This is a genomic window from Pigmentiphaga soli, assembly GCF_039541095.1.
Taxonomy (GTDB): Bacteria; Pseudomonadota; Gammaproteobacteria; order Burkholderiales; family Burkholderiaceae_B; genus Pigmentiphaga; species Pigmentiphaga soli.
Map to the genome: position 1 here is coordinate 116,214 of NZ_BAABFO010000012.1, position 23,049 is coordinate 139,262.

The 23,049-nt window shown below is 71.6% G+C and carries 11 protein-coding genes; all 11 read right to left on the minus strand.

All coding sequences use genetic code 11. The annotated features are described in order from the left end of the window. Position 1 precedes the first annotated feature (1 nt). The 11 genes from ABD927_RS13935 to ABD927_RS13985 all read right to left on the minus strand — a co-directional run bounded on the left by ABD927_RS13935 (position 2) and on the right by ABD927_RS13985 (position 23,037). On the minus strand, positions 2-289 hold the full coding sequence (locus ABD927_RS13935; protein WP_345250432.1) for a DUF4258 domain-containing protein: 288 nt from the start codon (positions 287-289) through the stop codon (positions 2-4). Between the two features lie 103 nt (positions 290-392). Then, positions 393-1,193 (minus strand): class I SAM-dependent methyltransferase, encoded by an 801-nt coding sequence (locus tag ABD927_RS13940; protein ID WP_345250434.1) that lies wholly within the window; start codon positions 1,191-1,193, stop codon positions 393-395. A gap of 83 nt (positions 1,194-1,276) precedes the next feature. Continuing rightward, positions 1,277-3,991 (minus strand): malto-oligosyltrehalose synthase, encoded by a 2,715-nt coding sequence (treY, locus tag ABD927_RS13945; RefSeq protein WP_345250436.1) that lies wholly within the window; start codon positions 3,989-3,991, stop codon positions 1,277-1,279. Then, the gene (gene malQ, locus ABD927_RS13950) at positions 3,988-6,117 is read right to left on the minus strand and encodes a 4-alpha-glucanotransferase (RefSeq protein WP_345250438.1); all 2,130 of its coding nucleotides are present in this window, start codon (positions 6,115-6,117) and stop codon (positions 3,988-3,990) included. Before malQ ends, treY begins: the two co-directional genes overlap by 4 nt. Beyond that, positions 6,117-8,030, minus strand: a complete 1,914-nt coding sequence (gene treZ / locus ABD927_RS13955) for a malto-oligosyltrehalose trehalohydrolase (RefSeq protein WP_345250440.1) — start codon at positions 8,028-8,030, stop codon at positions 6,117-6,119. The genes malQ and treZ overlap by 1 nt, the downstream gene beginning before the upstream one ends. Next, positions 8,027-10,171, minus strand: a complete 2,145-nt coding sequence (gene glgX, locus ABD927_RS13960; RefSeq protein ID WP_345250474.1) for a glycogen debranching protein GlgX — start codon at positions 10,169-10,171, stop codon at positions 8,027-8,029. The genes treZ and glgX overlap by 4 nt, the downstream gene beginning before the upstream one ends. A gap of 7 nt (positions 10,172-10,178) precedes the next feature. Then, positions 10,179-12,383 (minus strand): 1,4-alpha-glucan branching protein GlgB, encoded by a 2,205-nt coding sequence (glgB, locus tag ABD927_RS13965; protein WP_345250442.1) that lies wholly within the window; start codon positions 12,381-12,383, stop codon positions 10,179-10,181. After that, positions 12,370-15,738 (minus strand): maltose alpha-D-glucosyltransferase, encoded by a 3,369-nt coding sequence (gene treS, locus ABD927_RS13970; RefSeq protein ID WP_345250444.1) that lies wholly within the window; start codon positions 15,736-15,738, stop codon positions 12,370-12,372. Before treS ends, glgB begins: the two co-directional genes overlap by 14 nt. A gap of 34 nt (positions 15,739-15,772) precedes the next feature. Then, positions 15,773-19,051, minus strand: a complete 3,279-nt coding sequence (locus ABD927_RS13975; protein WP_345250445.1) for an alpha-1,4-glucan--maltose-1-phosphate maltosyltransferase — start codon at positions 19,049-19,051, stop codon at positions 15,773-15,775. Next, positions 19,051-20,646, minus strand: a complete 1,596-nt coding sequence (glgA, locus tag ABD927_RS13980) for a glycogen synthase GlgA (RefSeq protein WP_345250446.1) — start codon at positions 20,644-20,646, stop codon at positions 19,051-19,053. Before glgA ends, ABD927_RS13975 begins: the two co-directional genes overlap by 1 nt. 258 nt (positions 20,647-20,904) lie before the next feature. Beyond that, entirely contained in the window at positions 20,905-23,037 is a 2,133-nt protein-coding gene (locus ABD927_RS13985) for a VTT domain-containing protein (protein WP_345250447.1), read from the minus strand. Between the last annotated feature and the right edge of the window lie 12 nt (positions 23,038-23,049).

Genomic DNA, 23,049 nt, shown 5'->3' on the forward strand with positions numbered 1-23,049 from the left:
TTCAAAACACCGTTAGAACTGCAATCCAATCGCCGCGGGCATTGCGCTTCAGGGCTACCGCGACGTGAATTTCATCGCCGGCGTGAGTGTGGCGCAGGGTGCACTTGAAGTCTCCACGAACATCCTGGTGTACGGGCTCATAAATCACGCCTCTGCGTACGCAGGCGTAGATTTGGGCAACAGTGAATCCGCGCTCGGACATCCTCTCTCTTGCGTGCCTGGAAAGCTTGATATTGGCCGTGACGGATGACAATTCCCGCAGGATGCGCAGGAAATTGGCATCCGTCATGCGAAGCGGGATAGGAGCGACCATACCCATAATAATTATGGGTATGGCGCATATTGTCAAGTTGGTGGAGGTTGGCCTTCCGCCTGACCAAGTAGATCGGCCGCTAGGCCAGCGGCCGCCGCGCGATCAGCGCGGTGGATTCGACCAGTTCGTCCACCGCGCCGCCGCGCGCGTGGGGAGCCAGCAAGGCATCGAGTTCGGCGATCAGGTGGTCGAGCCTGTCGCCCAGGCGTTCGCGGGAGAGGCTGGACATGGATAGCGGCCGGGCGAGCAGGCGTTCCACCGGGACGCGCCGCTGTTCGACCACGGAGATGCGTTCGAGCGAGGAAAAGGCCGAGCGCCGCAGCACGGCGTCGTGGCTTTCCCATTGGTCGGCCTTGCGCTGCAGGCGCGCGGGTTCGTCTTGCGCGTAGTTGCCGATGGTCTGGCGGTACTGGGCCAGCCAGGGGCAGGCGGCGTCGTGGACGGTGGAGGTGGAGAACAGGGCCACGGCGCCGCCGGCTTCGACCAGGGCGTCGAGCCGCTGCAGCGTTTCCTGGCGATCCATCCAGTGGAAGGCACGGCCGATGACGGCCAGGCGGAAGCGGCCGAGGGCGGGCGAAAGGTCATAGGAGCTGCCCTGGCGGTAGTCGATGTTGGGGGCGATGGCGGCGCCGAGTTCGGCGGCCAGGCGCAGCATCTCGGGCTCGGGATCGATGCCCAGGCCGGCGCCGACCCACGATGCGAAAGCCAGGGAAAGCTGTCCCGGGCCGCAGCCGAGATCCAGCAGACGGGCGCTGCGGTCCAGGCCGCAGGTCTCGGCCACGCGCCGGATCAGCGCCGGCGAATAGGCCGGGCGCCCGGTCAGGTAGTGGCCGGCGGCCAGCTTGAAGCGATCGGGAATGAAGGGAATGGGGGCCGTCATGGCGGGCTTGCTTTCGTTCGTCAGGCCCAAGCTTAACGGAAGGCGTGCGGGGGCAACAACGCGGCAAAGGCCGCCGCCGCGGACTAGGTGACCAACACCGCGATCGGGAAGTCCGCCAGCACCTCGCGCAGCGGCAGCAAGCCACCGCTGACGGAGCACCCGGCGCCGGTGAAGACGTTGACCAGCGGTCCATCGGGCAAGTGGTCGGCCACCGCCACGGCGGCGTCGCCCCAGCGGGCCGGGGGCACCAGCGGCAGGTCGGGCGCGGCGTCGCCGCTCAGCGCCAGCGATGCGCAGCAATGCGGCGCCACGGCCACCACTGCCCTGCCCTCGTGGGTGCGCGCGTAGGCGATGGCGCGGTGGGGGGCATCGCCCTGCACGGCGAGCGGCAGATAGTGCCCATGGCGGAACAGGCCGGCATGCTGCTGGCGCACCGCAAGCAGCCGCTGCAGCGCATATTGCTTGACGCGCCCGTCGCGCCATTGGCGCAGCAGCTGCGCCGGCTCGCCGCCGGCCGACAGCGCGGCCTGGCGCGCGGCGAAGTCCACCGGGCGGCGGTTGTCGGGGTCGACCAGGCTGAAATCCCAGAACTCCGTGCCCTGGTACAGGTCGGGCACGCCGGGCAGCGTGCATCGCAACAGCAGCTGCGCCAGGCTGTTGATCGCGCCGATCACGCCGATGCGCTGCACGAAGGCGTGCAGTTCGCCGAGCGTATCGCGGTTGGACGGAGCCAGCAGCGCCTGCAGGAAGGCGTTGCATGCCTCTTCGTAGGCATCGGCCGGCGCCACCCAGCTCGACCTGAGCTTGGCTTCGCGCAGCGACTTGGTCTGCCACGCGGCGACCCGCTCCGCCAGTTCGCGCAGGCCCGCGTCGTTGCCGGGGTCGAGGTCGGCCGGCCAGGCGCCCAGCAGCGTCTGGTACAGCATGTATTCGTCGGGCGCCGCCGGCGCCGGCACGCCGCGTACGGACTGCTTGAACCGCTCGTGGCGCTCCGACCAGCGTTCGGCCAGGGCTAGCCACTGGCCGGGCAGTTCGCTGAGCACGGCCAGCCGGGCGCGGGCGTCCTCGCCGCGCTTGTGGTCGTGGGTGGCCGTCACCAGCATCGCGTCGGGGAAAACGGCGCGCGCCAGCACCTTGCGGTGGAAGTCCTCGACGCCGATGGCGAACGAGGCGGGATCGGCGCCCACCTCGTTGCGCGACAGCAGGCGGCCATAGCGGTAGAAGGCGGTATCTTCGACCGACTTGGCCGACAGCGGCGCGGTGAGCTGCTGGAAACGGCGGATGGCCTCCAGCCGCCACGCGCGTTCGTCTTCCGTGCCGGCCTCGCGCGGGGGTTCGCCGCCCAGCCAGCCGTCGATCAGATCCAGCAGCGCATGGTCGGCCGGCTGCAGGTTGCCGCGCGCGCCGCCCGCGGCGGAAGCAAACACGGCCTGGTCGACATAGGCGCGCCCGGCCTCGGTGGCATAGGTACGGTAGACGGGAAAGAACACCAGCAGTTCGGTCACGACCCGCCGTATCGCCGGCAGCCCCCAGTCTCGCGTGGCCAGTTGCGCGCGGGCGATGCGGTGCAGGACGCTGCACAGCGCGCCGAATTCGCCGGCGAAGTTCTGCGCGATCAGCCGGCGCCGCACGTCGTGGACGATGCGGTAGAAGGCGCGCGTGTCGCCCGAGATCCGCTGCCAGCAGGCGGTCAGCGGCACCTCGCCAGCGGCATCGTGCAGCAGCGCGCCCGCCTCGCTCATGAAATCGTAGCCGGTGGTGCCGTCCACGTCCCATTGCCTGCTGAGGCCTTCGTCGGCGGCGAGGATTTTCTCGACCACGATGTAGGCGCGGCCGCCGGGCACGCCGGGCGGGCGATGGGGCGCGAGGTCGTCGAGCCGCTGGCGCAGCCAGTGGCAGTAGCCGGCCGGGTCGGCCAGGCCGTCCACGTGGTCGACGCGCACGCCGTCGATCAGCCCCTGGCGGTACAGGCGGAAGGTCAGCGCATGGGTGGCTTCGCGCACCTCCGCCCGTTCGGCGCGCAGGCCGGCCAGGTCGCTGATCTCGAAGAAGCGGCGCCAGTTGATCTCCTCGGCCGCGCTGCGCCACCAGGCGAGCCGGTAGTGCTGGCGCTCGAGCAGTTCATGCAGGCGCCGGCGGCCGTCGGGCCGGCCGGCATCGTAGGCCTGCGGCAGCTCGGCGCGATGGCGTTCGATCAGCGGCACGCTTTCCGGCGAGACGGGAAAGCGCGAGTCGTAGTAGGCCACGTAGAACTCGCCGCTTTGCTCGTCGCGCTGCAGGCTGAGCTGGCCGGCTTCCAGCACGACGCCGTACGGGTCGCCCAGGAAGGGGGCCAGCAGCTTGCCGCGCAGGGCCGGGTCGGGCACGTCCCAGTCGATGTCGAAGTAGCCGGCATGGGGGCTGGCGCGGCCCAGCTCGAGCACGCTCCACCACCACGGGTTCTCGTGGCTGGTGGCCATGTGGTTGGGCACGATGTCGAGGATCAGTCCCATGCCGGCCGCGCGCAGCCGTTCGACCAGGCGGCGCAGCGCCGCCTCGCCGCCGAGTTCGGGGCTGACCTGGGTGTAGTCGATGGTGTCGTAGCCGTGGATCGAGCCGGGCTGGGCGCGGGTCAGCGGCGATGCGTACAGGTGGCTGATGCCGAGCTGGCGGAAGTACGGGACGAGTTCGGCCGCGGCGTCGAGCGTGAAGCCGGCGTGGAACTGCAGCCGGGCGGTGGCCCGCGGCGCGTCGACCGGCGGCCGCGCGGCGGCGTCGCCGCCGGCGCTTGCGGCCGGCACTTGCGCAGGCGCGCTCATCCGGCCTCCCGCCCGCGCCGCACGGCATCGGCGCGCTGCCGCGCGGCGGGATCGTCGAACAGCCGGGCGGCCGGCTGCGGCAGGCGGCGCAGCCAGTTGGGATGGCTGTCGACGGTGCCGGGCAGGTTGGGCTGCTCGACCTGGCCGGCGATGTCTTCGGCCGGCACGATGACCAGCGGCGCCGGCGTGCGGGCGACGAATTCGAGCACCGGCGCGATGGGCGGCTCTTCAGGCGGCGGTTCGTGGCCGCCGGGCGCCAGGCCGGCCTCGCCCAGCGCCTGCCACAGGCGGCCGCGGTCGCGCTCGCGCAGCGCGCGTTGCTGCCCGGGGCCGCTGCCCTCGGCGAACAGGCCGAGCCGCTCGCGCCAGTCGAGGTCGCGCCCGGCCCACCAGCCGGCCACGGTGGGCAGGTCGTGGGTGGTGGTCATCGCGGCGGCTTCCGACGGCCAGGCTGGCGGCGCGCGAAAGCCGGCCTCGTCGCCGAAATACTGGCGCGCGAACCACAGCACTTCCATGCCCAGCATGCCGGCCTGCGCGATGCGGTCGTTGAAGCCTTCGGGCACGGTGCCGAGGTTCTCGCCGATCACGATGGCGCGATGGCGCCACGATTCCAGCATGAGCAGCCGCATCATGTCGTCGAACGGGTAGCGTACATAGGCGCCCTCGGTGGGCGCCGCGCCGCGCGGCACCAGCCACATGCGGGCCAGCCCCAGCGCGTGGTCGACGCGCACGCCGCCGGCATGCCGCAGCACCGCGCGCAGCATCTCGACGAAGGCGCGGTAGCCGTTGCGCGCCAGCGCGCGCGGCGAGAACGCGGTCAGGCCCCAGCTCTGGCCGAGCGCGTTCAGCAGGTCGGGCGGCGCGCCGGGCGACAGGTCGGCCAGCACCTCGCCCTGCCGGCTCCAGGCGTGGCTGCCGGCCGGGTCGGTGCCCACCGCCAGGTCGGCGATCACGCCCACCCGCATGCCGGCCGCCAGCGCCGCCGCCTGGGCGCCGGCCAGCCCGCGCGCGGCCAGCCATTGCAGGAACACATGGAAATCGACGTCGTCGGCATGGCGCCGCGCGAAGGCCTCGACCGCCGGACCGTCGGGATGGCGCAGTTCGGCCGGCCAGGCGCGCCAGCCGCCTTCGATGCCGCGCAGCCGGTGCCAGGCGTGCAGCGCCTCGAACCGGCCGTGCTCTTCCAGCATGTGGCCGCCGTCGCGGCGGAAGGCCAGGAATTCTTCGTGGACGCGGCTGCCGACGTTGCCTGGGAAGCCGGCGAACAGATGGCGCAGCAGCGCCAGCTTGGCGCGCGCCGCGGCCGGCCAGTCGATCAGCTCGCGGCGGTCGAGCCGCAGGAATTCATTGCCCAGCCCGAGCGCGGAAGCGGCCAGCGCCACCGCCGGCTCGCCGAACACGTCGGCCGGGTCCACGTGCAGCACGTTCAGGAACAGGCGGCTGGAGGGACTGTACGGGCTATAGTGGCCGGGGTCGGCGCTGAACATCGCATGCACCGGACTGATCGCGATCGCGGTGGCGCCGCGCGCCGCGGCTGCGCGGGCCGTCTCGGCCAGCGCGGTGAAGTCGCCCACGCCGCCGCAGCCGCCAGGCGCCGCCAGCGCGCCGGCGGTGCGCCGCAGCCCGTACAGCTGCACCGACAACGCCCATTCGCGCGGCGCCGGACGGCCGACGGCATCGGCCAGCGAGAAGCAGCCGCCCGGCGCGACGGCCAGCGTGAAGTGGTGGCCGCCGATCGACAGGCGATGGTAGCCGGGCAGATTGATGCCGGGCAGCACGACGGCGCCGCCTTCCTTGCGTCGGGCTTCGCCGTCGACCACGCCGCCGCCTTCGTATTCGAGGTGGAAATCCAGCGAATTCAGCCGGCCGCAGCCGGGCAGCTCCACCGGCACGCGCAGCGCGGCGGTGACCAGCGGCGGCGGTTCGTGCTCCCGCTCGTAGCGCAGCCGGTCGATGCTGTCGGCGATCTGGCACGGCGCCGAGGCTGGCAGGTCGAGCGCTTCCAGCACGCTGCGCAGCACGTCGGGCGCCACCGTCATCGGCCGTCCGGCGGCATCGCGCCAGTCGGCCGAGATGCCGGCGGCCTCGGCCAGCTCGCGCAGCGCGCGCAAATCGTCGTCATTCATCAAGCTGCTTCCTGTTCCGTGCGGAATACCGCGGCGGCGCCGGCCACGTCGCCCTGCGCCAGGGCCGCGGCGGCGCCCCCCGCGCTTTCGAACAACGGTTCGCCGGCCGGCAGCGCGCCGCCCAGCGGCACCGCGTCGGCGGCAAAGTTTACGTACAACGCCAGGATCGCGCCGTCGTCCAGCCGCCAGCGGGCGACGGCGGCCTGCGGGCCCAGCACCTGGGCACCGAGCGAGCGCGCGCCGCGCAGCCGCGGGATGATGGCGGAACGGCGCAGGTCCAGCAGGCCGTGATAATAGGCGGTCCAGTCTTCGTCGTCCGGCAGGCGGACCCGCGCGCCGCCGGCTTCCATGGCGCCGATCGGCACCGGATTTTCGCCGGCCGGCGCCGGCCAGGGAACCGGATCGGGCTGCGCCGGCAGGCCCGCGGCCGGTGCCGGCCAGTCCGGCACCGAAGCCAGGAAGGTGGACGGCGCGTTCGGATCGGGAATCGCCGCGCGCGCCTGTTCATCGGCGAACGCCGGGAAGTGCGCGAATTCCTGGCGGCGCCCTTCGCGCACGGCGGCCGCCAGCTCCGGCGGATGGCTGGTGAAGTACAGGAACGGCGCCTGCGCGCCGAATTCGTCGCCCATGAACACCAGCGGGATCTGGGGCGACAGCAGCAGCACCGCGACCGCCGCGCGCAGCGCGCCCACGCGGCCGTTGCGCAAGGCCAGCGTCAGCAGCCGTTCGCCGAAGGCGCGGTTGCCGATCTGGTCGTGGTTCTGCAGGAACAGCACGAAGGCCGTGGGCGGCAGCTGCGCCGACGGTTCGCCGCGCGGCCGGCCGCCGCGGTACGGCGACGGCTCGCCCTGGTAGACGAAGCCTTCGGCCAGGAAGCGCGCCAGGTGGCGGCCGGGCGCGTCGGCGTAGTCGCCGTAGTAGCCGTCGGCCTCGCCCGACACCATGTGGTGCAGCACGTGGTGGCCGTCGTCGTTCCATTGCGCGTCGAAGTCGCGCTCCAGGTGGCCGGCGCGGTTGCCGTCGTGCTCCAGCACCAGGTGCGCGTGGCGGCCGCCGCCGAAGGCGCGCCGCACCTCGGCCGCCATTTCGTCGAGCCAGCCGGGATCGGCGATCGCGTGCACGGCGTCCAGGCGCAGGCCGTCGAAGCGGAACTCGTCCAGCCAGTACAGCGCGTTGCCGGTGAAAAAGCGCCGCACCTCGGGCCGGCGGAAATCGATCGCCGGCCCCCATGGCGTCCGGACGTCGTCGCGGAAGAAGGCGGGCGCGTAGGCGTGCAGGTAATTGCCCTCGGGGCCGAAGTGGTTGTAGACCACGTCGAGGAACATCATCAGCCCCAGTTCATGGGCGCGGTCGATCAGCGCCTTGAGCTCGTCGGGCGTGCCGTAGGCGCGGTCGGGCGCGTACGGCAGCACGCCGTCGTAGCCCCAGTTGCGCGGTCCGGGAAAATCGGCGATGGGCATCAGCTCGATCGCCGTGAAGCCGAGCGCCGCCAGCCGCGGCAACTGCGCCGCCAGGCCGGCGAAGCCGCCGAAGGCGCCGGCGTGGGCTTCGTACAGCACGGTTTCGTGCCAGGGGCGCCCGCGCCAGCCCGCGCAGCGCCAGCGGTAGGCGCCGGGATCGGCCACCACGCTGGCATCGTGCACGTCGCCGTCCTGCATGCGCGAGGCCGGGTCGGGCACGGTCAATCCGGCGACGCGGTAGCGGTAGCGCGTGCCGGCGCCGCACGGCGCCACGGTTTCGTACCAGCCGCCGCCGGTCGGCTGCATGGGCAGTTCGGCGAAGCCGGCGGCGCCTTCGTATTCCAGCGAGGCGGCGTCCACGCCCGGCGCCCACAGGCGAAAGCGGGTGGACGCGGGCCCGAGCAAGGTCGCGCCGAAATCGTTCCAGGATGCGTCGTTCGAGATTGCGTTCATGATGCCGGTTTCCTGCAGGCCAGCAGCGCCACGCTGCGCGGCGCGAGTTCCAGGGTCCCGCTGCCGACGTCGGCGCGGTCGTCGGCGCGGCGGCCGGTCTTGCCGGTGGGGTGGAAGTCCGGGCCGGCCTCGGGCCGCGCGCTATCCACCAGCAACTGCCATGCCCCGGGCGCCGCGGGCAGCGTGAAGGTTTCGGCATCGCCGCTGCCGTTGAACAGCGTCAGCGTCAGGTCGATGCCGCCGGCATCCGGCGCGGCCCGCCACAGGCCCAGCGCGCGCGCCTCAGGGTCGCGCCAGGCCTCGTCCCACAGCTGCCGCCCCTCGCGGTCGAACCACAGCATCTCGGGCACCCCTGGCGCGACCGTGCGGTCCCTGGCCACATAGCGGATGCCGCGCAGCGAGGGATGGGCGCGGCGCAGCGCCGCCAGCCGCCCGACGAAGGCCTGCAGCGCGCGGCCCTCGTCCGACCCGGCCAGGCGCCAGTCGAACCACGACACTTCGTTGTCCTGGCAATAGGCGTTGTTGTTGCCGCGCTGGGTGCGGCCGAATTCGTCGCCGCCCAGCAGCATCGGCGTGCCGTGCGAGAACATCACGGTGGCCAGCATCGCCCGCGACACGGTGGCGCGGGTGGCGCGGATGCCGGCGTCGCCGGTCTCGCCTTCGGCGCCCCAGTTGCTGCTGAGGTTGTCGTCGCGGCCGTCGCGGTTGGCCTCGCCGTTGGCCTCGTTGTGCTTGACCTGATAGCTGACCAGGTCGCGCAGCGTGAAGCCATCGTGCGCGGTGACGAAATTGATGGATGCCCACGGCCGCCGGTGCTGATGGTTGAACAGGTCGCCGGAGCCGGCCAGCCGGGTGGCCAGGTCGGGCCGCTGGCCCAGGTCGCCGCGCCAGAAGCGGCGGACCGTGTCGCGGAATTTGTCGTTCCATTCCGCGAAGCCGGGCGGATGGCGGCCGACCTGGTAGCCGTCGGGGCCCAGATCCCACGATTCGGAGATCAGCTTCAGGCGCGACAGCACCGGATCCTGGCGCAGCGCGTCGAAGAACGACGAGCCCGGGTTGAAGCCGCCGTGCTCGCGCCCGAGCGCCGCGCCCAGGTCGAAGCGGAAGCCGTCGACGCGGAAGGCGGTGGCCCAGTAGCGCAGCGAATCCATCACCATCTGCAGCACGCGCGGGTGCGTAAGGTTCAGCGTGTTGCCGCAGCCGGTGTCGTTGATGTAGTGGCGCGGGCTGCCGGCCACCAGCCAGTAATAGCTCGCGTTGTCCAGCCCGCGCCACGACAGCGTGGGGCCGAAGTGGTCGGTCTCGCCCGTGTGGTTGTAGACCACGTCGAGGATGACTTCGATGCCGGCCGCATGCAGCCGGCGCACCGCGGCGCGGATTTCGTTGAGTTCGCCGGTGGCCAGGTAGGACGGCTCGGGCGTGAAGAACGACAGCGTGTTGTAGCCCCAATAGTTGCGCAGGCCGCGCTGCACCAGGAAGCGGTCCTGCAGCACGGCGTGCACCGGCAGCAGCTCGACCGCGGTCACGCCCAGCCGCTGCAGGTGCTCGATGAAGCGGCGGTCGGACAGGGCGCGGAAGGTGCCGCGCTCGTGCGGCCGCAGGTCGTCGCGCCGGATCGTGGCGCCGCGCACATGGGCTTCGTAGATGACGGTGTCGGACCACGGCACGCGCGGCGCGCGCTCGTCCTGCCAGTCGAAGCCTTCGTCCACCACCACCGCCTTGGCCATCGCGGCGGCGCTATCGCGGCGGTCGAAGCTGAGGTCTTCGCGCTGGTGGCCCACGCGATAGCCCGACAGCGCGTCGGTCCAGCGGATCGTGCCGCGCAGCTTGCGGGCGTAGGGATCGAGCAGCAGCTTGTGCGGGTTGAAGCGGTGGCCGTGGTGCGGGTCGTAGGGGCCGTGGGCGCGATAGCCGTACACCAGCCCCGGCCCGGCGTCGGGCAGGTAGCCGTGCCAGACTTCGTCGGTGCATTCGGGCAGCGGCAGCCGGCGCAGCTCCTTGCGGCCGGCCTCGTCGAACACGCACAGGTCGATGCGCGAGGCGTGGGCCGAGAACACGGCGAAGTTCACCCCCAGGCCGTCCCAGTGCGCGCCCAGCGGATGGGGCGCGCCCGGCAGCAGCCGATCGGCGACGTGCGGCATCATTGCGTCAATCTGCCGGTTCCAGCCATAGCGTGGCCAGCGGCGGCAGCGTCAGCTCGAGGCTGTACGGCCGGCCGTGCGCCGGCGCGTCGATCGCCTGCGCGCCGCCGCCGTTGCCGCAGTTGGAGCCGCCGTAGGCCGCGGCATCGGTATTGAGCGCCTCGCGCCACCAGCCGCCGCGCGGCACGCCGACGCGGTAGCCGGTGCGCGGCACCGGCGTGAAATTGCACACGGCCAGCACCTGCCGGCCGCCGCCGTGGCGCAGGAAGGCGAACACGCTGTTGGCGCGGTCGTCGCCGACCAGCCACTCGAAGCCCGCCGGCTCGGCGTCGTGGCGGTACAGCGGCGGCGCGCCCGCGTAGAAACGGTTGAGGTCGCGCACCAGCTTCTGCATGCCGGCCGGCAGCGGGTCAGCCAGCGCGTCCCAGTCGAGCTGGGCATCGTGGTTCCATTCGCCCTGCTGGGCCAGCTCGCCGCCCATGAACAGCAGCTTCTTGCCGGGATGCGCCCACATGAAGCCGAAATAGGCGCGCAGGTTGGCGAATTTCTGCCAGCGGTCGCCCGGCATCTTGCCCAGCAGGGAACCCTTGCCGTGCACCACCTCGTCGTGCGAGAGCGGCAGCACGAACTGCTCGGAATAGGCGTAGACCATGCCGAAGGTCATGTCGTCGTGGTGATGGCGGCGGTACAGCGGATCGCGCTCCATATAGCGCAGCGTATCGTGCATCCAGCCCATGTTCCACTTGAAGTCGAAGCCCAGGCCGCCGTGCTCGACCGGCGCCGTCACGCCGGGCCAGGCGGTCGACTCCTCGGCCACCGTGATCGCGCCCGGGCAGCGCGCGTGGACTTCCTGGTTCAGCTCGCGCAGGAAGGCGATCGACTCCAGGTTCTCGCGGCCGCCGTAGAAGTTCGGCAGCCACTCGCCTTCCTTGCGGCTGTAGTCGCGGTACAGCATCGAGGCCACGGCGTCGACCCTCAGGCCGTCCACGTGGAAACGCCTGAGCCAGGCCAGCCCGCTGGCCAGCACGAAGTTGCGCACTTCGTTGCGGCCCAGGTTGTAGATCAGCGTGTTCCAGTCCTGGTGATAGCCCTCGCGCGGGTCGGCGTATTCGTACAGCGCGGTGCCGTCGAAGCGGGCCAGGCCGTGCGGATCGGACGGAAAATGGGCCGGCACCCAGTCGAGGATGACGCCGATGCCGGCCTGGTGGCAGCGATCCACAAAATGGGCGAAGTCGCGCGGCCGGCCGAAGCGGGCGGTGGGCGCGTACAGGCCCAGCGGCTGGTAGCCCCACGAGCCGCCGAAGGGGTGTTCCATGACCGGCAGCAGTTCCACGTGGGTGAAGCCCATTTCCGCCACGTAGGGAATCAGGCGCTCGGCCAGGCCGTTCCAGTCGAGCGATTGGCCGCCGGCATCGCGCAGCCACGAGCCGGCATGCACCTCGTAGATCGACATGGCCGCGGCCCGCAACGGCGTTTCGAGGCGGCGCCGCATCCAGGCGTCGTCGGTCCACGCGAACGGCGCCGGGTCGGCCACCACCGAGGCGGTGGCCGGCGCCGGCTCGGCTTCCAGCGCCAGCGGGTCGGCCTTCTGCGGCAGCAGCGCGCCGTCGGGCCCCAGCAGTTCGAACTTGTAGCGGTCGCCGGCGGCCAGGCCGGGCACGAACAGTTCCCAGACGCCGGCCGGGAAGCGCAGCCGCATCGGATGCCGGCGGCCGTCCCAGGCGTTGAAATCGCCCACCACCGACACGCGCTGCGCGTTGGGTGCCCAGACGGCGAAGCGCACGCCCGGCACGCCGTCGATCTCCATGCAGTGCGCGCCCAGGCAGTCGCCCAGTTCCAGGTGGCGGCCTTCGGCGATCAGGTGCAGGTCCAGTTCGCCCAGCAACATGCCGAAGGCGTAGGGGTCGGCGGTGTCCTGTACGCCGGCCGGCCAGCGGATGCGCAGCCGGTAGGCGCGCGGCGAACCGGCAAAGCCGGGGCTGGCCGCGGCGCGGAAGAAGCCGTCGCGCACGTGCTCCAGCTCCACCTGTTCGCCTGCGGCCGAGACCGCCGATACGCCGGCGGCGCCGGGCACGAAGGCGTGCAGGAACACGCGGCCGTCTTCCTCGTGCGGCCCCAGCACCGCGAAGGGGTCGCGGTGGCGGCCGGCGATCAGGGCGTCGATGGCCGCCGGCAGCGCCGGCGGCAAAGCTTGCGGATCAGATTTCGACATCGTCGTCCCCGGCGTCGGTGCCTTCGATGCGCGCCACCAGCTGCGCCAGCCCGCGCAGCGGGATGCCGAGCCACGCCGGGCGGTTGGCGGCCTCGTAGCAGATTTCGTAAGCGGCCTTCTCCAGCAGGAACAGGTCCAGCAGCGTCTGCTCGGAGGCGCCGTCGTACCACTGGTGCGGCGCGGCCCCAGCCTCCTCGCGGTAGGCCTGCAGGAAGGCCGCGGTGGCCTGCTGGCGGAATTGTTCGAGCAGCACGTCGCGCCGCTGCGCCACCGCCTGCACCGGCGTGGCGCCGGCCGCCGTGGCGGGCGACGCGGCGGCCTGCCCGGCGGCCGCGGCCGCGGCATAGTCGAAGGAGCGCAGCAGCCCGGCCACGTCGCGCAGCGGATTGCTCTTGGCGCGGCGCTCGTCGATGGTGCGCGCCGGTTCGCCTTCGAAGTCGATCAGGAAGGCGTCGTTCTGCACCACCAGCACCTGGCCGAGATGGAAATCGCCGTGGATGCGGGTCAGCCGGGCGTCGTCGATGCGCGCGGCCATGCCCTGCAGGCTGGCGCGCAGCTCGGCGCGGCGGGCCATGAGCGACTGCGCCAGGTTGCGCAGCGTCTCGTCGGTCCATTCGCGCACGCCGGCCAGAGCGTCCAGCGCGCGGTCGAGCATGGCGCCGGCCTCTTCGGCCCAGCGGGCGACGCCGTCGCGGCCGGCCGGCTCGGGCGCGAAGGCCGGATCGTCGGACGGCTGCGCCAGCACCGCGTGCATCTGCGCCAGCCGGCGGCCGATGGCCGAAGCCAGCGCGGCGTAGCCCAGCAGCTCCTGCTCGTAGTCTTCGGCGCTTTCGTCGACCAGCGCGGCATTGTCCAGGGTGCGGCTCAGGTAATTCATGGTCCAGGTCCACGCGTCGCCCTGGTTCGACACGTACTGCTGCAGCAGGGCCAGCGTGTGTTGTCCGTCGGCGCCTTCGCACACCACTTCGCCCAGCAGGCTGGCCGTGTTGCCGAAGCCCAGGCGGGTCAGGTGGCGCGTCATCTCGCCTTCCGGGTGGATGCCTTTGACCACGCGCCGCACCACCTTCAGCACGGCGGACTGGCCGATCACCAGCGAGCTGTTGGACTGTTCGGCCGACAGCCAGCGCACGGCCGTGTCGTCGTCGAGCGTGACGTTCTCCAGCCCCGGCTCGGGCAGGAAGCGGATGCGGCCCTGCGGCCCGGCGCCGGGCGGCAGCTGCAGTTCGGTGGCGGCGCGCAGGTTCTCGACCATCGCCACGGCGAAGCGGCGCAGGCTGAAGGCGTCGGTGACCATGCCCACCAGCGGCCCGCGCCGCACCCGCGCGATGGCCAGCTGCATCGGCAGCGGCGGCAGCGTTTCTTCCCAGATCAGGCCGAGCGGCACCACGTAGCGCTCCTTGCCGTCGCCGACGTCGGCCTCGATCTCGGCCAGGTAGAGTTCTTCCTGTTCGGTTTCCGCGCTGCCGGCCCGCATCCGGGCGCCGTAGACCACGCGCGCCGACGTGATCTGCTGGTTCTTCGACGCGAACCAGCGGCGCCGCGCCAGGTACTGCGGCAGCACGACGTGCTCCAGCGTCTGGCGCGAGCCGGGCATCAGCAGGTAGCCGGTATTGCCGCGCAGCACCAGCGTGTGGAATTCGGGCAGCTGATCGGCGGTGGCCAGGTGCCAGGTGGGCGGCGCGGCCTGGGCGCTCAGCTCGAACCAGTAGAAACCGTAGGGCGGCAGCGTCAGCAGGTAGGTGAGCTGGCCGATGGCAGGAAAGGAGGTGCCGCCGCTCAGCTCGACCGGCACCCGGCCGGCGAACTCCTTCAGGTCCAGCTCGACCGCCTGCGGCGTGTGCGACAGGTTGGCCACGCACAGGATGGCCACGTCCTGGTGTTCGCGCAGATAGGCCAGGATCTGGCGGTTGCCGGGGAACAGGAAGCGCAGCGTGCCGCGCCCGAACACCTGGTACTGGCGGCGCTTGGCCAGCATGCGCCGCATCCAGTTCAGCAGCGAGTGCGGGTCGCGCGCCTGCGATTCGACGTTGACGGCTTCGTAGCCGTACAGCGTGCCCATCAGCACCGGCAGCACCAGCCTCTCGGGCTCGGCGCGCGAAAAGCCGCCGTTGCGGTCGGGCGACCACTGCATCGGCGTGCGCACGCCGTCGCGGTCGCCCAGGTGCACGTTGTCGCCCATGCCGATCTCGTCGCCGTAGTAGATCACCGGCGTGCCGGGCATGGTCAGCAGCAGGCAGTTCATCAGCTCGATGCGGCGGCGGTCGCGCTCCATCAGCGGCGCCAGCCGGCGCCGGATGCCGAGGTTGATGCGGGCGCGGCGGTCGGCCGCGTAGACCGACCACAGGTAGTCGCGCTCGCTGCTGGTGACCATTTCGAGCGTGAGCTCGTCGTGGTTGCGCAGGAACACCGCCCACTGGCAGTTTTCCGGGATGTCGGGCGTCTGCCGCATGATGTCCACGATCGGGAAGCGGTCTTCGCGCGCGATCGCCATGTACATGCGCGGCATCAGCGGGAAGTGGAACGACATGTGGCATTCGTCGCCGGCGCCGAAGTATTCCTGCGCGTCTTCCGGCCACTGGTTGGCCTCGGCCAGCAGCAGTCGGCCGTCGTAGGAGGCGTCGAGGTCGGCGCGGATGCGGCGCAGCACGGCGTGGGTCTCGGGCAGGTTTTCGTTGTTGGTGCCCTCGCGCTCCACCAGATAGGGCACGGCGTCCAGCCGCAGGCCATCCACGCCCAGGTCGAGCCAGAAGTGCATCACGCTGAGCACCGCCTTGACCACCTGCGGATTGTCGAAGTTGAGGTCGGGCTGGTGCGAATAGAAGCGGTGCCAGAAATAGGCGCCGGCCACCGGATCCCAGGTCCAGTTGGATTTTTCGGTGTCGAGGAAGATGATGCGGGTGCCGGCGTAGGCCTGGTCGTTGTCGGACCACACGTAGAAGTTGCGCGCCGCCGAGCCGGGCTTGGCGCGCCGCGCGCGCTGGAACCACGGATGCTGGTCGGAGGTGTGGTTGACCACCAGTTCGGTGATCACCCGCATGCCGCGCTCGTGCGCGGCGGCGATGAAGCGGCGGGCGTCGGCCAGGTCGCCGTAGTCGGGGTGCACGCCGCGGTATTCGGCGATGTCGTAGCCGTCGTCGCGCCGCGGCGAGGGGTAGAACGGCAGCAGCCAGATGGTGTCCACGCCCAGCTCGGCGATGTAGTCGAGCTTGCTCATCAGGCCGGCGAAGTCGCCCACGCCGTCGTTGTTGGCATCGAAGAAGGACTTGACGTGCAGCTGGTAGATGACCGCGTCCTTGTACCACAGCGGATCGTCGCGGTTGGGCGCATTGACGGCAGTGAAACGCTTGTTGTTCATATCGTCTCGCTATCGGCGGTGAGGCGGCGGATCGTCACGCGCGCAGGGAAATCCGCCATATCGCATAGGGCCGGCCGGGCTCGAGCCGGAGATACTGGAATTTGCCGTGCCAGGCGAAGCGATGGCCCTCGAGCAGGTCCTGCGCCTGCAGCGTGCCGTCGTCGGGCAGCCCGAACTCCCACAGCGGCAGCTCGGCCGTGCCGCCCTGCGGCGCGAACGGGTCGAGGCTGACCGCCACCAGCACGACATTGTCGCGCTCGGGAGTGAAGCGGGTGTAGGCCAGCAGCGCATCGTTGTCGACCCGCACCAGGCCCAGGCCGCGATGGCTCTGCAAGGCCGGCTGGTCGCGCCGGATGCGGTTGAGCGCGGCGATCTCGGCCTTGATGTGGCCGGGGCGGTCCCAATCCCAGGCGCGGATCTCGTATTTCTCGGAATCGAGGTATTCCTCTTTGCCCGGCACCGGCGCCGCCTCGCACAGCTCGAAGCCGCTGTACATGCCCCACAGGCCGGAGCCGGTGGCGGCCAGCGCGGCGCGGATCAGGAAGCCGGCGCGGCCCGAGGACTGCAGGAAGCGGGGATTGATGTCGGGCGTGTTGACGAAGAAATGCGGGCGGAAATGGTCGGCCACCGGCGGGCTGGATACCTCCAGCAGGTACTCGGCCAGTTCCTGCTTGCGCTCGCGCCAGGTGAAATAGGTGTAGGACTGCGAAAAGCCGAGCTTGGCCAGCCGGTACATCACCTTGGGGCGGGTGAAGGCTTCCGACAGGAACACGGTATCGGGGTAGCGGCCCTGCACCTCGGCGATCAGCCATTCCCAGAACGGCAGCGGCTTGGTGTGCGGGTTGTCGACGCGGAAGGTGCGCACGCCTTCGCGCGCCCACATCAGCACCACGTCGCGCAGCGCGTTCCACAGCGCCGCCGCGGCGTCGCCGCCGTCCTCGGCGTAGAAGTCGACGTTGACGATGTCTTCGTATTTCTTGGGCGGGTTTTCGGCGTAGCGCAGCGAGCCGTCGGCGCGCCATGCGAACCATTCGGGATGGTCGCGCAGCCAGGGATGGTCGGGCGAGCACTGGATCGCGAAATCGAGCGCGATCTCCAGCCCGTGTTCGCGCGCGGCCGCCACCAGCCGGCGGAAGTCTTCCAGCGTGCCGAGCTGCGGGTGGATGGCGTCGTGGCCGCCCTCCTCCGAGCCGATCGCGTAAGGGCTGCCCGGGTCGCCGGGCTGGGCCGACAGGCTGTTGTTGCGGCCCTTGCGGTTCTTGCGGCCGATCGGGTGGATGGGCGGGAAGTACAGCACGTCGAAGCCCAGGTCGCGGATCTCGGGCAGGCGCGCGATCACGTCGTCGAAGGTGCCGTGGCGCGCCGGGTCGCCGCTTTGCGAGCGCGGGAACAGTTCGTACCAGCTGGCGAATTCGGCGGCGCGGCGTTCGACGTTGACGGGGAATTCGGCCGAGCGCGACGCGAAGCCGCGCGGGTCGGCGCGCGCGATGAGCGCGGCGGCGGCGTCGGACAGAATCCAGTCGGGCAGGCCGGCCGGATCGCGGCCGCGCAACCGCGCCAGCGCCGCGCCGGCATCGGCGCGCAGCGCCTCGTCGTCCGCCGCCTGCGCGGCCTCCAGCACGCCGGCGGTCCAGCGCCGGACTTCCTCCAGCTCGACCGTCACGTCGACTCCGGCGGCGCGCTTCTTCGACAATTCGTCGCGATAGGTGGCGAAGGTGTCGCGCCAGGCCTCGACGGCGAAATAATGCATGCCCACGCGTTCGGCCGCGAAGCTGCCCTGCCAGCGATCGTTGCCCACGTGCGCCATCGGCGCCCTGCGCCATTCGCGCGAATCGGCCGGCCGCCACAGCACGGCGGCGGCGATCTTGTCGTGGCCGTCCATGAAGATGTCGGCCTGCACCGCCACCGGCTGGCCGGGCGTGCGCTTGAGCGCGAAGCGGCCGCCGTCGACCGTGGGCTCGACGTTCTCGATCGCCACCCGCGGCGCCTGCAGCGCCGCCGCCAGCCGCTTCTTCAGCTGGGGGCGCGTGGGCCGGGCCAGCAGGACCACCGGCTCGGCCGGCTCCAGCATGACGATGCGCACTTCGCCCGGCTCCAGCGCCTGCAGGCCGGGCGGCAGGCTGCCGGCTTCGGCCGCCGTGATGCTGGTGCCCTGCGCGCCCCGGTGCTGCGCGGCGCCCGGCAGGCGGGCGGCGAGCGCGGCCCAGTCGACGTCGGCGCCCAGGTGCAGGTCGGGGTTGATCAGCACCAGCCAGGCGGCATGCGCCGGTTCGCCTTCCATGGCCTGCCGGCTGTCCATGGCCTGTTCGCGCCAGATCGCGGTGGCGGGCGCATCGACGCCGGTCAGCGGCCGCAGGCGCGCGCCGCCGGATTCCAGGCGGGCCAGCCAGGCATTGGCTGCCCGCAGATCGGCCGCCAGGTCGAGCGCGCCGCCCGGCTCGATGTCGGCGCCGGCGCCCTGCCCCGCCGCGCCGGCCGGTCCGCCCAGCTCGAAGCCCATCGGCACCAGCCAGCCCTGGCCCAGCGCGGCCGAGGCCCACAACGCGCGGCGCGCGGCGCGGCTGCGCTGGGCGGGGTCGCCGGGCACGTCGGCCGCGCCGGGGTCGAAGGGACTGGCCGGAAAGGCCGCCACCCGGCCGATGACGTCCAGTGCACGGTATTCCTCCCACAGCCATCCGCTGCGGAAATCCCACCAGGCCAGCGAGCCGAAGACGGTATCGAAGCCCGCCTCGCGCAGCCCGGCCAGCGCCGCCCGCGGCACGCCCGGCGTCCAGGCGGCCAGGCGGCAATCGGCCAGGCCGCCGCCGTCGCGCCGCGCGCGCAGCGCCCGCCAGCCGGCAGCCGGCACGCCATGGGGAAGCAGGAACAGGAAGCCGGCGGCGCCGGCCGCCGCCAGCGCGGCCAGGTGGCCGGCCCAGTAGTCGGTCCAGGCCGCGGTGGCGTCATCGTGCCAGGCCAGGCCGATGCGGACGGCGCCGTCGATCGGGCGGCGCGGGTCGAGGGCGCCGTCGCCGGCCGGAGGGGGCGGATAGTGGGAAGGCAGCGCGCGGGCCGCCTCGGAACCGGCCACCACCTCGGCCGGGCACAGCCGCACCCACAGTTCCAGCCCCCGCGCGCGGCAGGCGGCGGCCAGCGGCGCCGCATCGGCGGCATCGTCGATGGCCGCCAGCGCCTGGGCAAAGCCGAGGCCGGCCGCCCGGTCCAGCGCGTCGGCCCACGGCGGTGCCACTTCTGCCTGGTCTGTCCGGATCGCGCCCAGGTGCCGAGTGGAAAGATCGTAGATTCTCGGCAGGCTGTGGCGTCGGTCCGTCATCAGGCACGCTTCCTTTTGGTGTGGGTGTCGATCAGCGCGGGTGCCTTGCCGGCCGCGCCGGTATCGGCGACGGCGACATCGGGCGCGGCCGGCCGCGGCGCCACCATCGGCGCCCCGACCGGGGCCACCGGCGCCAGCGCCCGGTATAGTTCGATGTACTTGGCGGCCGACGGTTCCCAGCCGAAATTGGTGGTCATGCCGTTCTTCTGCATGGCCTGCCATTGCTGCGGCTGGGCGAACAGGCCGAGGGCGCGCTCGATGGCCGCCACCATGTCGTCGGCCGTGTCGCCGTCGAACAGGATGCCGGTGCCGCCCGCCTCGGCGTCGACGATGGTATCGGCCAGGCCGCCCAGGCGCGACGCGATCGGTACCGTGCCGTACAGCATGGAATAGATCGGCGTCAGCCCGAAGGGTTCGAAGCGGCTGCCGTGCAGCAGCATGTCGGCGCCCGCATGCAGCAGGTGGGCGCGCCGTTCGTCGTAGCCTATGTGGATGCCGAAGCGGTTGGGATAGCGCCGCGCCAGCGCGGCCAGCGCCTCTTCGAAGCCCTTGTCGCCGCAGCCCAGCACGGCCACCTGCAGCCGCGGATGGGCGTCGAGCACGCGCGGGAAGGCGTGCACCGCCAGGTCGGCCATCTTCTGGTGGGTCAGGCGGCTGCCCATCACCAGCAGCGGCGCTTCCGGGTCGGTGGGCAGGCCGAAGCTGTCCTGCAGTTCCAGTTTGTTGCGGATCTTGCCGCGCAGATCCATCGGCGAAAAATGCTCGTTCAGGAACGGGTCGACCGCCGGATCCCAGATCTCGGTATCGATGCCGTTGGGAATCGCGCGCAGGTCGGCCGCGCGCGTCTGCAGCAGGCCTTCCAGGCCGTGCCCGAAGCGCGGAGTCAGGATCTCGCGCGCGTAGGTCTCGCTGACGGTGGTGACGCTGTCGGCGTAGCGGATGCCGGCCTTCAGGAAATTGAACTGCCCCCAGAACTCGGCCCCGTCCACGCCCTTGTAGACGTCGGGCACGTCGAGCAGGTCGGCCAGCGACATCGGGAAGTTGCCCTGGAAGGCCAGGTTGTGGATGGTCAGCACGGTCTTGGGCCGCTTGTAGCCGGCCGCGTGCAGGAACAGCGGCGTCAGCCCGGCATGCCAGTCGTGCGCGTGGACCACGTGCGGCACGCGGATCGGCGTGTCGCCCATCGAGATGCGGGCCGCCGCCTGCGCCAGCGCCGCGAAACGCACGCCGTTGTCCTCGAACTCGCGCCCTTCGGGATCCATGTAGGGATTGCCGGGCCGCAGATACAAAGCGTCGTTGCGCAGCAGCAAGACAGGAACTTCGAACTCGGTGATCCAGCCCGCCAGCACCGTGGCGTCGCCGCCGACCAGGCCTGGCAGGCGCGCCACTTCCTGCAGTCCGCTGGCGGTGTGCAGCGCGCTGGCATAGGCGGGCATCAGGATGGTGGCATCGACGTGCGCTTCGCGCAGCGATCGCGCCAATCCGCTCACCGCGTCGCCCAGGCCGCCGGTCTTGGCCAGCGGCAGGGCTTCGGAGGTCACCAGCAATACTCGGGGCAGCATGGTTGGAGAAGCGGGCGCGATGCGATTCGTCATGACGGGCTCGTTGGTCGGACCAAAAGGGGCAAAAAACGGGAACAAGGCGGGGAATTCAGTGCTCGCTCCGGTCATGCTGGCCGATAAAAATTACCGTGGTGCGTAACTTGTGCCGGCCAGTTCGACAAAAACGGGCATCTGGAACTATTGGTCGCCACAGTTGCAATATGTATGCCATGTCATCGGCCGTGCAAGTTTTTTCGATGCGCTGCCGCATCGGGCTTGTAACCAGTCGATTCGGGCGCTGCAGCGACGTTCTCAGCCGTGGCCCGGCACCTTGTCGCGCGCCACGAACAGGCGCTGCAGTCCGACCGAGATGCCGATCAGCGCCACCGCCACCAGCGCCACCACGCCGAACGCGCCGGGGCTGGGATTGCGCATGGCCGAGGCCAGGTTGTGGGCGAACAGCACCGTCACCACGATGCCCGGCCCCATGCCGATCAGCGTGCCCAGCAGATAGTCGCGCACGCTGATCTGCGAGGCCCCGGCGATGATGTTGACGATCGTGAACGGCGCCACCGGCAGCAGGCGCAGGATGACCATGGCCACCAGGCCGCGCCGCGCCAGCCGCCGGCTCAGGTCGTTGATGCGCCGCCCGGCCAGCCGGCGCACCGTCTCGCGGCCCAGCCAGCGGCCGATGGCATAGGTGACCGCGGCGCTGGCCAGCGTGCCGGCCAGCGCGTACAGGCCGCCCTTGAACGCGCCGAACACGACGCCGGTCACAACGATCAGGATGGTGATCGGGATCGACAACAGGCCGGCCGCCACGTACCCGCCCATCACCACCAGCGGCGTGATCGGCTGCTGGCTGAAGCGGCGCACCGTGCGCGCCAGCACGCCCACGTCCAGGTAATCGCCGAGCGGCGTCCAGCGCCACAGCAGCGCGGTCGAGGCGATCAGCAGCAGCACCAGCGCCAGCGCCGCGTAGCGCAGGCGTGCCGGCCGCCGGTGTTCGGCCGGCACGAAGCGGCGCACCAGTTCGTCGGGCGCCAGGGGCTTTTCCGGCTCCGACTCGGCGCCGGGCACGACGCCATCCGCGCCCGCGGGCGGCTCGAAAGAGACCAGCGTGCGTTCGCCGCCGGACAGCACGTCGATGCCGGCCAGCAGGCCGCCGCGCGTGGCCCGGGCCACGGCGTCGGCGTCGCAGCCCAGGTGCTCGGCCAGCAGGCGATTGCGCATGCCGGCGATCGCCGCCCTCACGCGCGGATCGCCTTCGGCCGCCAGGATGACGCTGCATTCGGTGTCCAGCGCCAGCGAACGGTTGCTGAGATTGGCCGAGCCGACGCACAGCCAGTCGTCGTCGACGATCGCCAGCTTGCTGTGGATGTCGAGCGCCGCGGGCTGGCCCGGCAGCCGCACACAGCAGAGCCGGTAGCGGTCGCCGCCGGCGGCCGCCAGCCGCGCGTGCAGGCGCGTCCGCAACAGGGCCACGTGGCCGTGCTCCAGCCAGCCGCTGCCGGCGTCGCGCGACACCACCACCGTCTCGGGCGGCTCGGCGCCGGCCAGCCGGCCGGCCAGCGCGGCGCCGGCCGCCGCCGAGGTGAAATACTGGCTTTCGATATAGATGGTGTGCCGCGCGGCGCCGAAGGCATCGTCATGGGCCTGCAGGATTTCGGCGACGCCGTTGCGGCTGGCGTGGGCCGGCTCGGTGCGGGCGATGCCCAGCTTCACGTCGGCGACGTCCGGCCCCCAGGCCGCCGGCCACGGATCCCCGGCCGCCGATGGCCGGCGGCGGCGGTGCACCAGCCGGCCGGTGGCGCGCCGCCAGCGTTCGCGCGCCAGGCGGCCGACCGCGCGCGCGGCCGCGCCGTCGAACATCGCCTGCACGTTGTGCACCGGCGGCAGCGGATGGCCGTCGGGGTCGCGCCGGCGCGGATCGTCGGCCAGGTGGGCCGGCTCGTCCCAGCACGCGCTGGCCAGGTCGATGCCGCCCACGAAGGCCAGCCGGTCATCGACCACGACGATTTTCTGGTGCTGCGAAGCGCCCGGCGGATGGCGGCCGTCCAGCCCCACCACGATGCGCCGGTGGCGCCGCCAGCCGAGTTCGTACACCGGCCGCCATTCGCGGTCCATGGCATAAAGCATGGAGAAGTCCCAGGCCAGCACGTAGATGCGCAGCGCCGGACGCGCCGCCGCCACCGCATGCAGGAAATCGGCGCAGCGCGCCGGCAGGCCGTCGCCCGTCGCCTGCCGCGGCCACGTCAGGCTGCTGTCGACGTTCCAGCCGACGATGAAGACCGATTCGCTCGCATTGGCGATCGCCTGCCGTACGGCGCGGAAGTATTCGTCGGCGTCGATCAGCAGGCGGAAGCGGTCGGCATGCACGGCGCGCCAGCAATTGCGTCCCGGCTGCAGCGCCAGGCCAGGGTGGGAGGGGGGCAGGTCGGACACGGAACGTTCTCG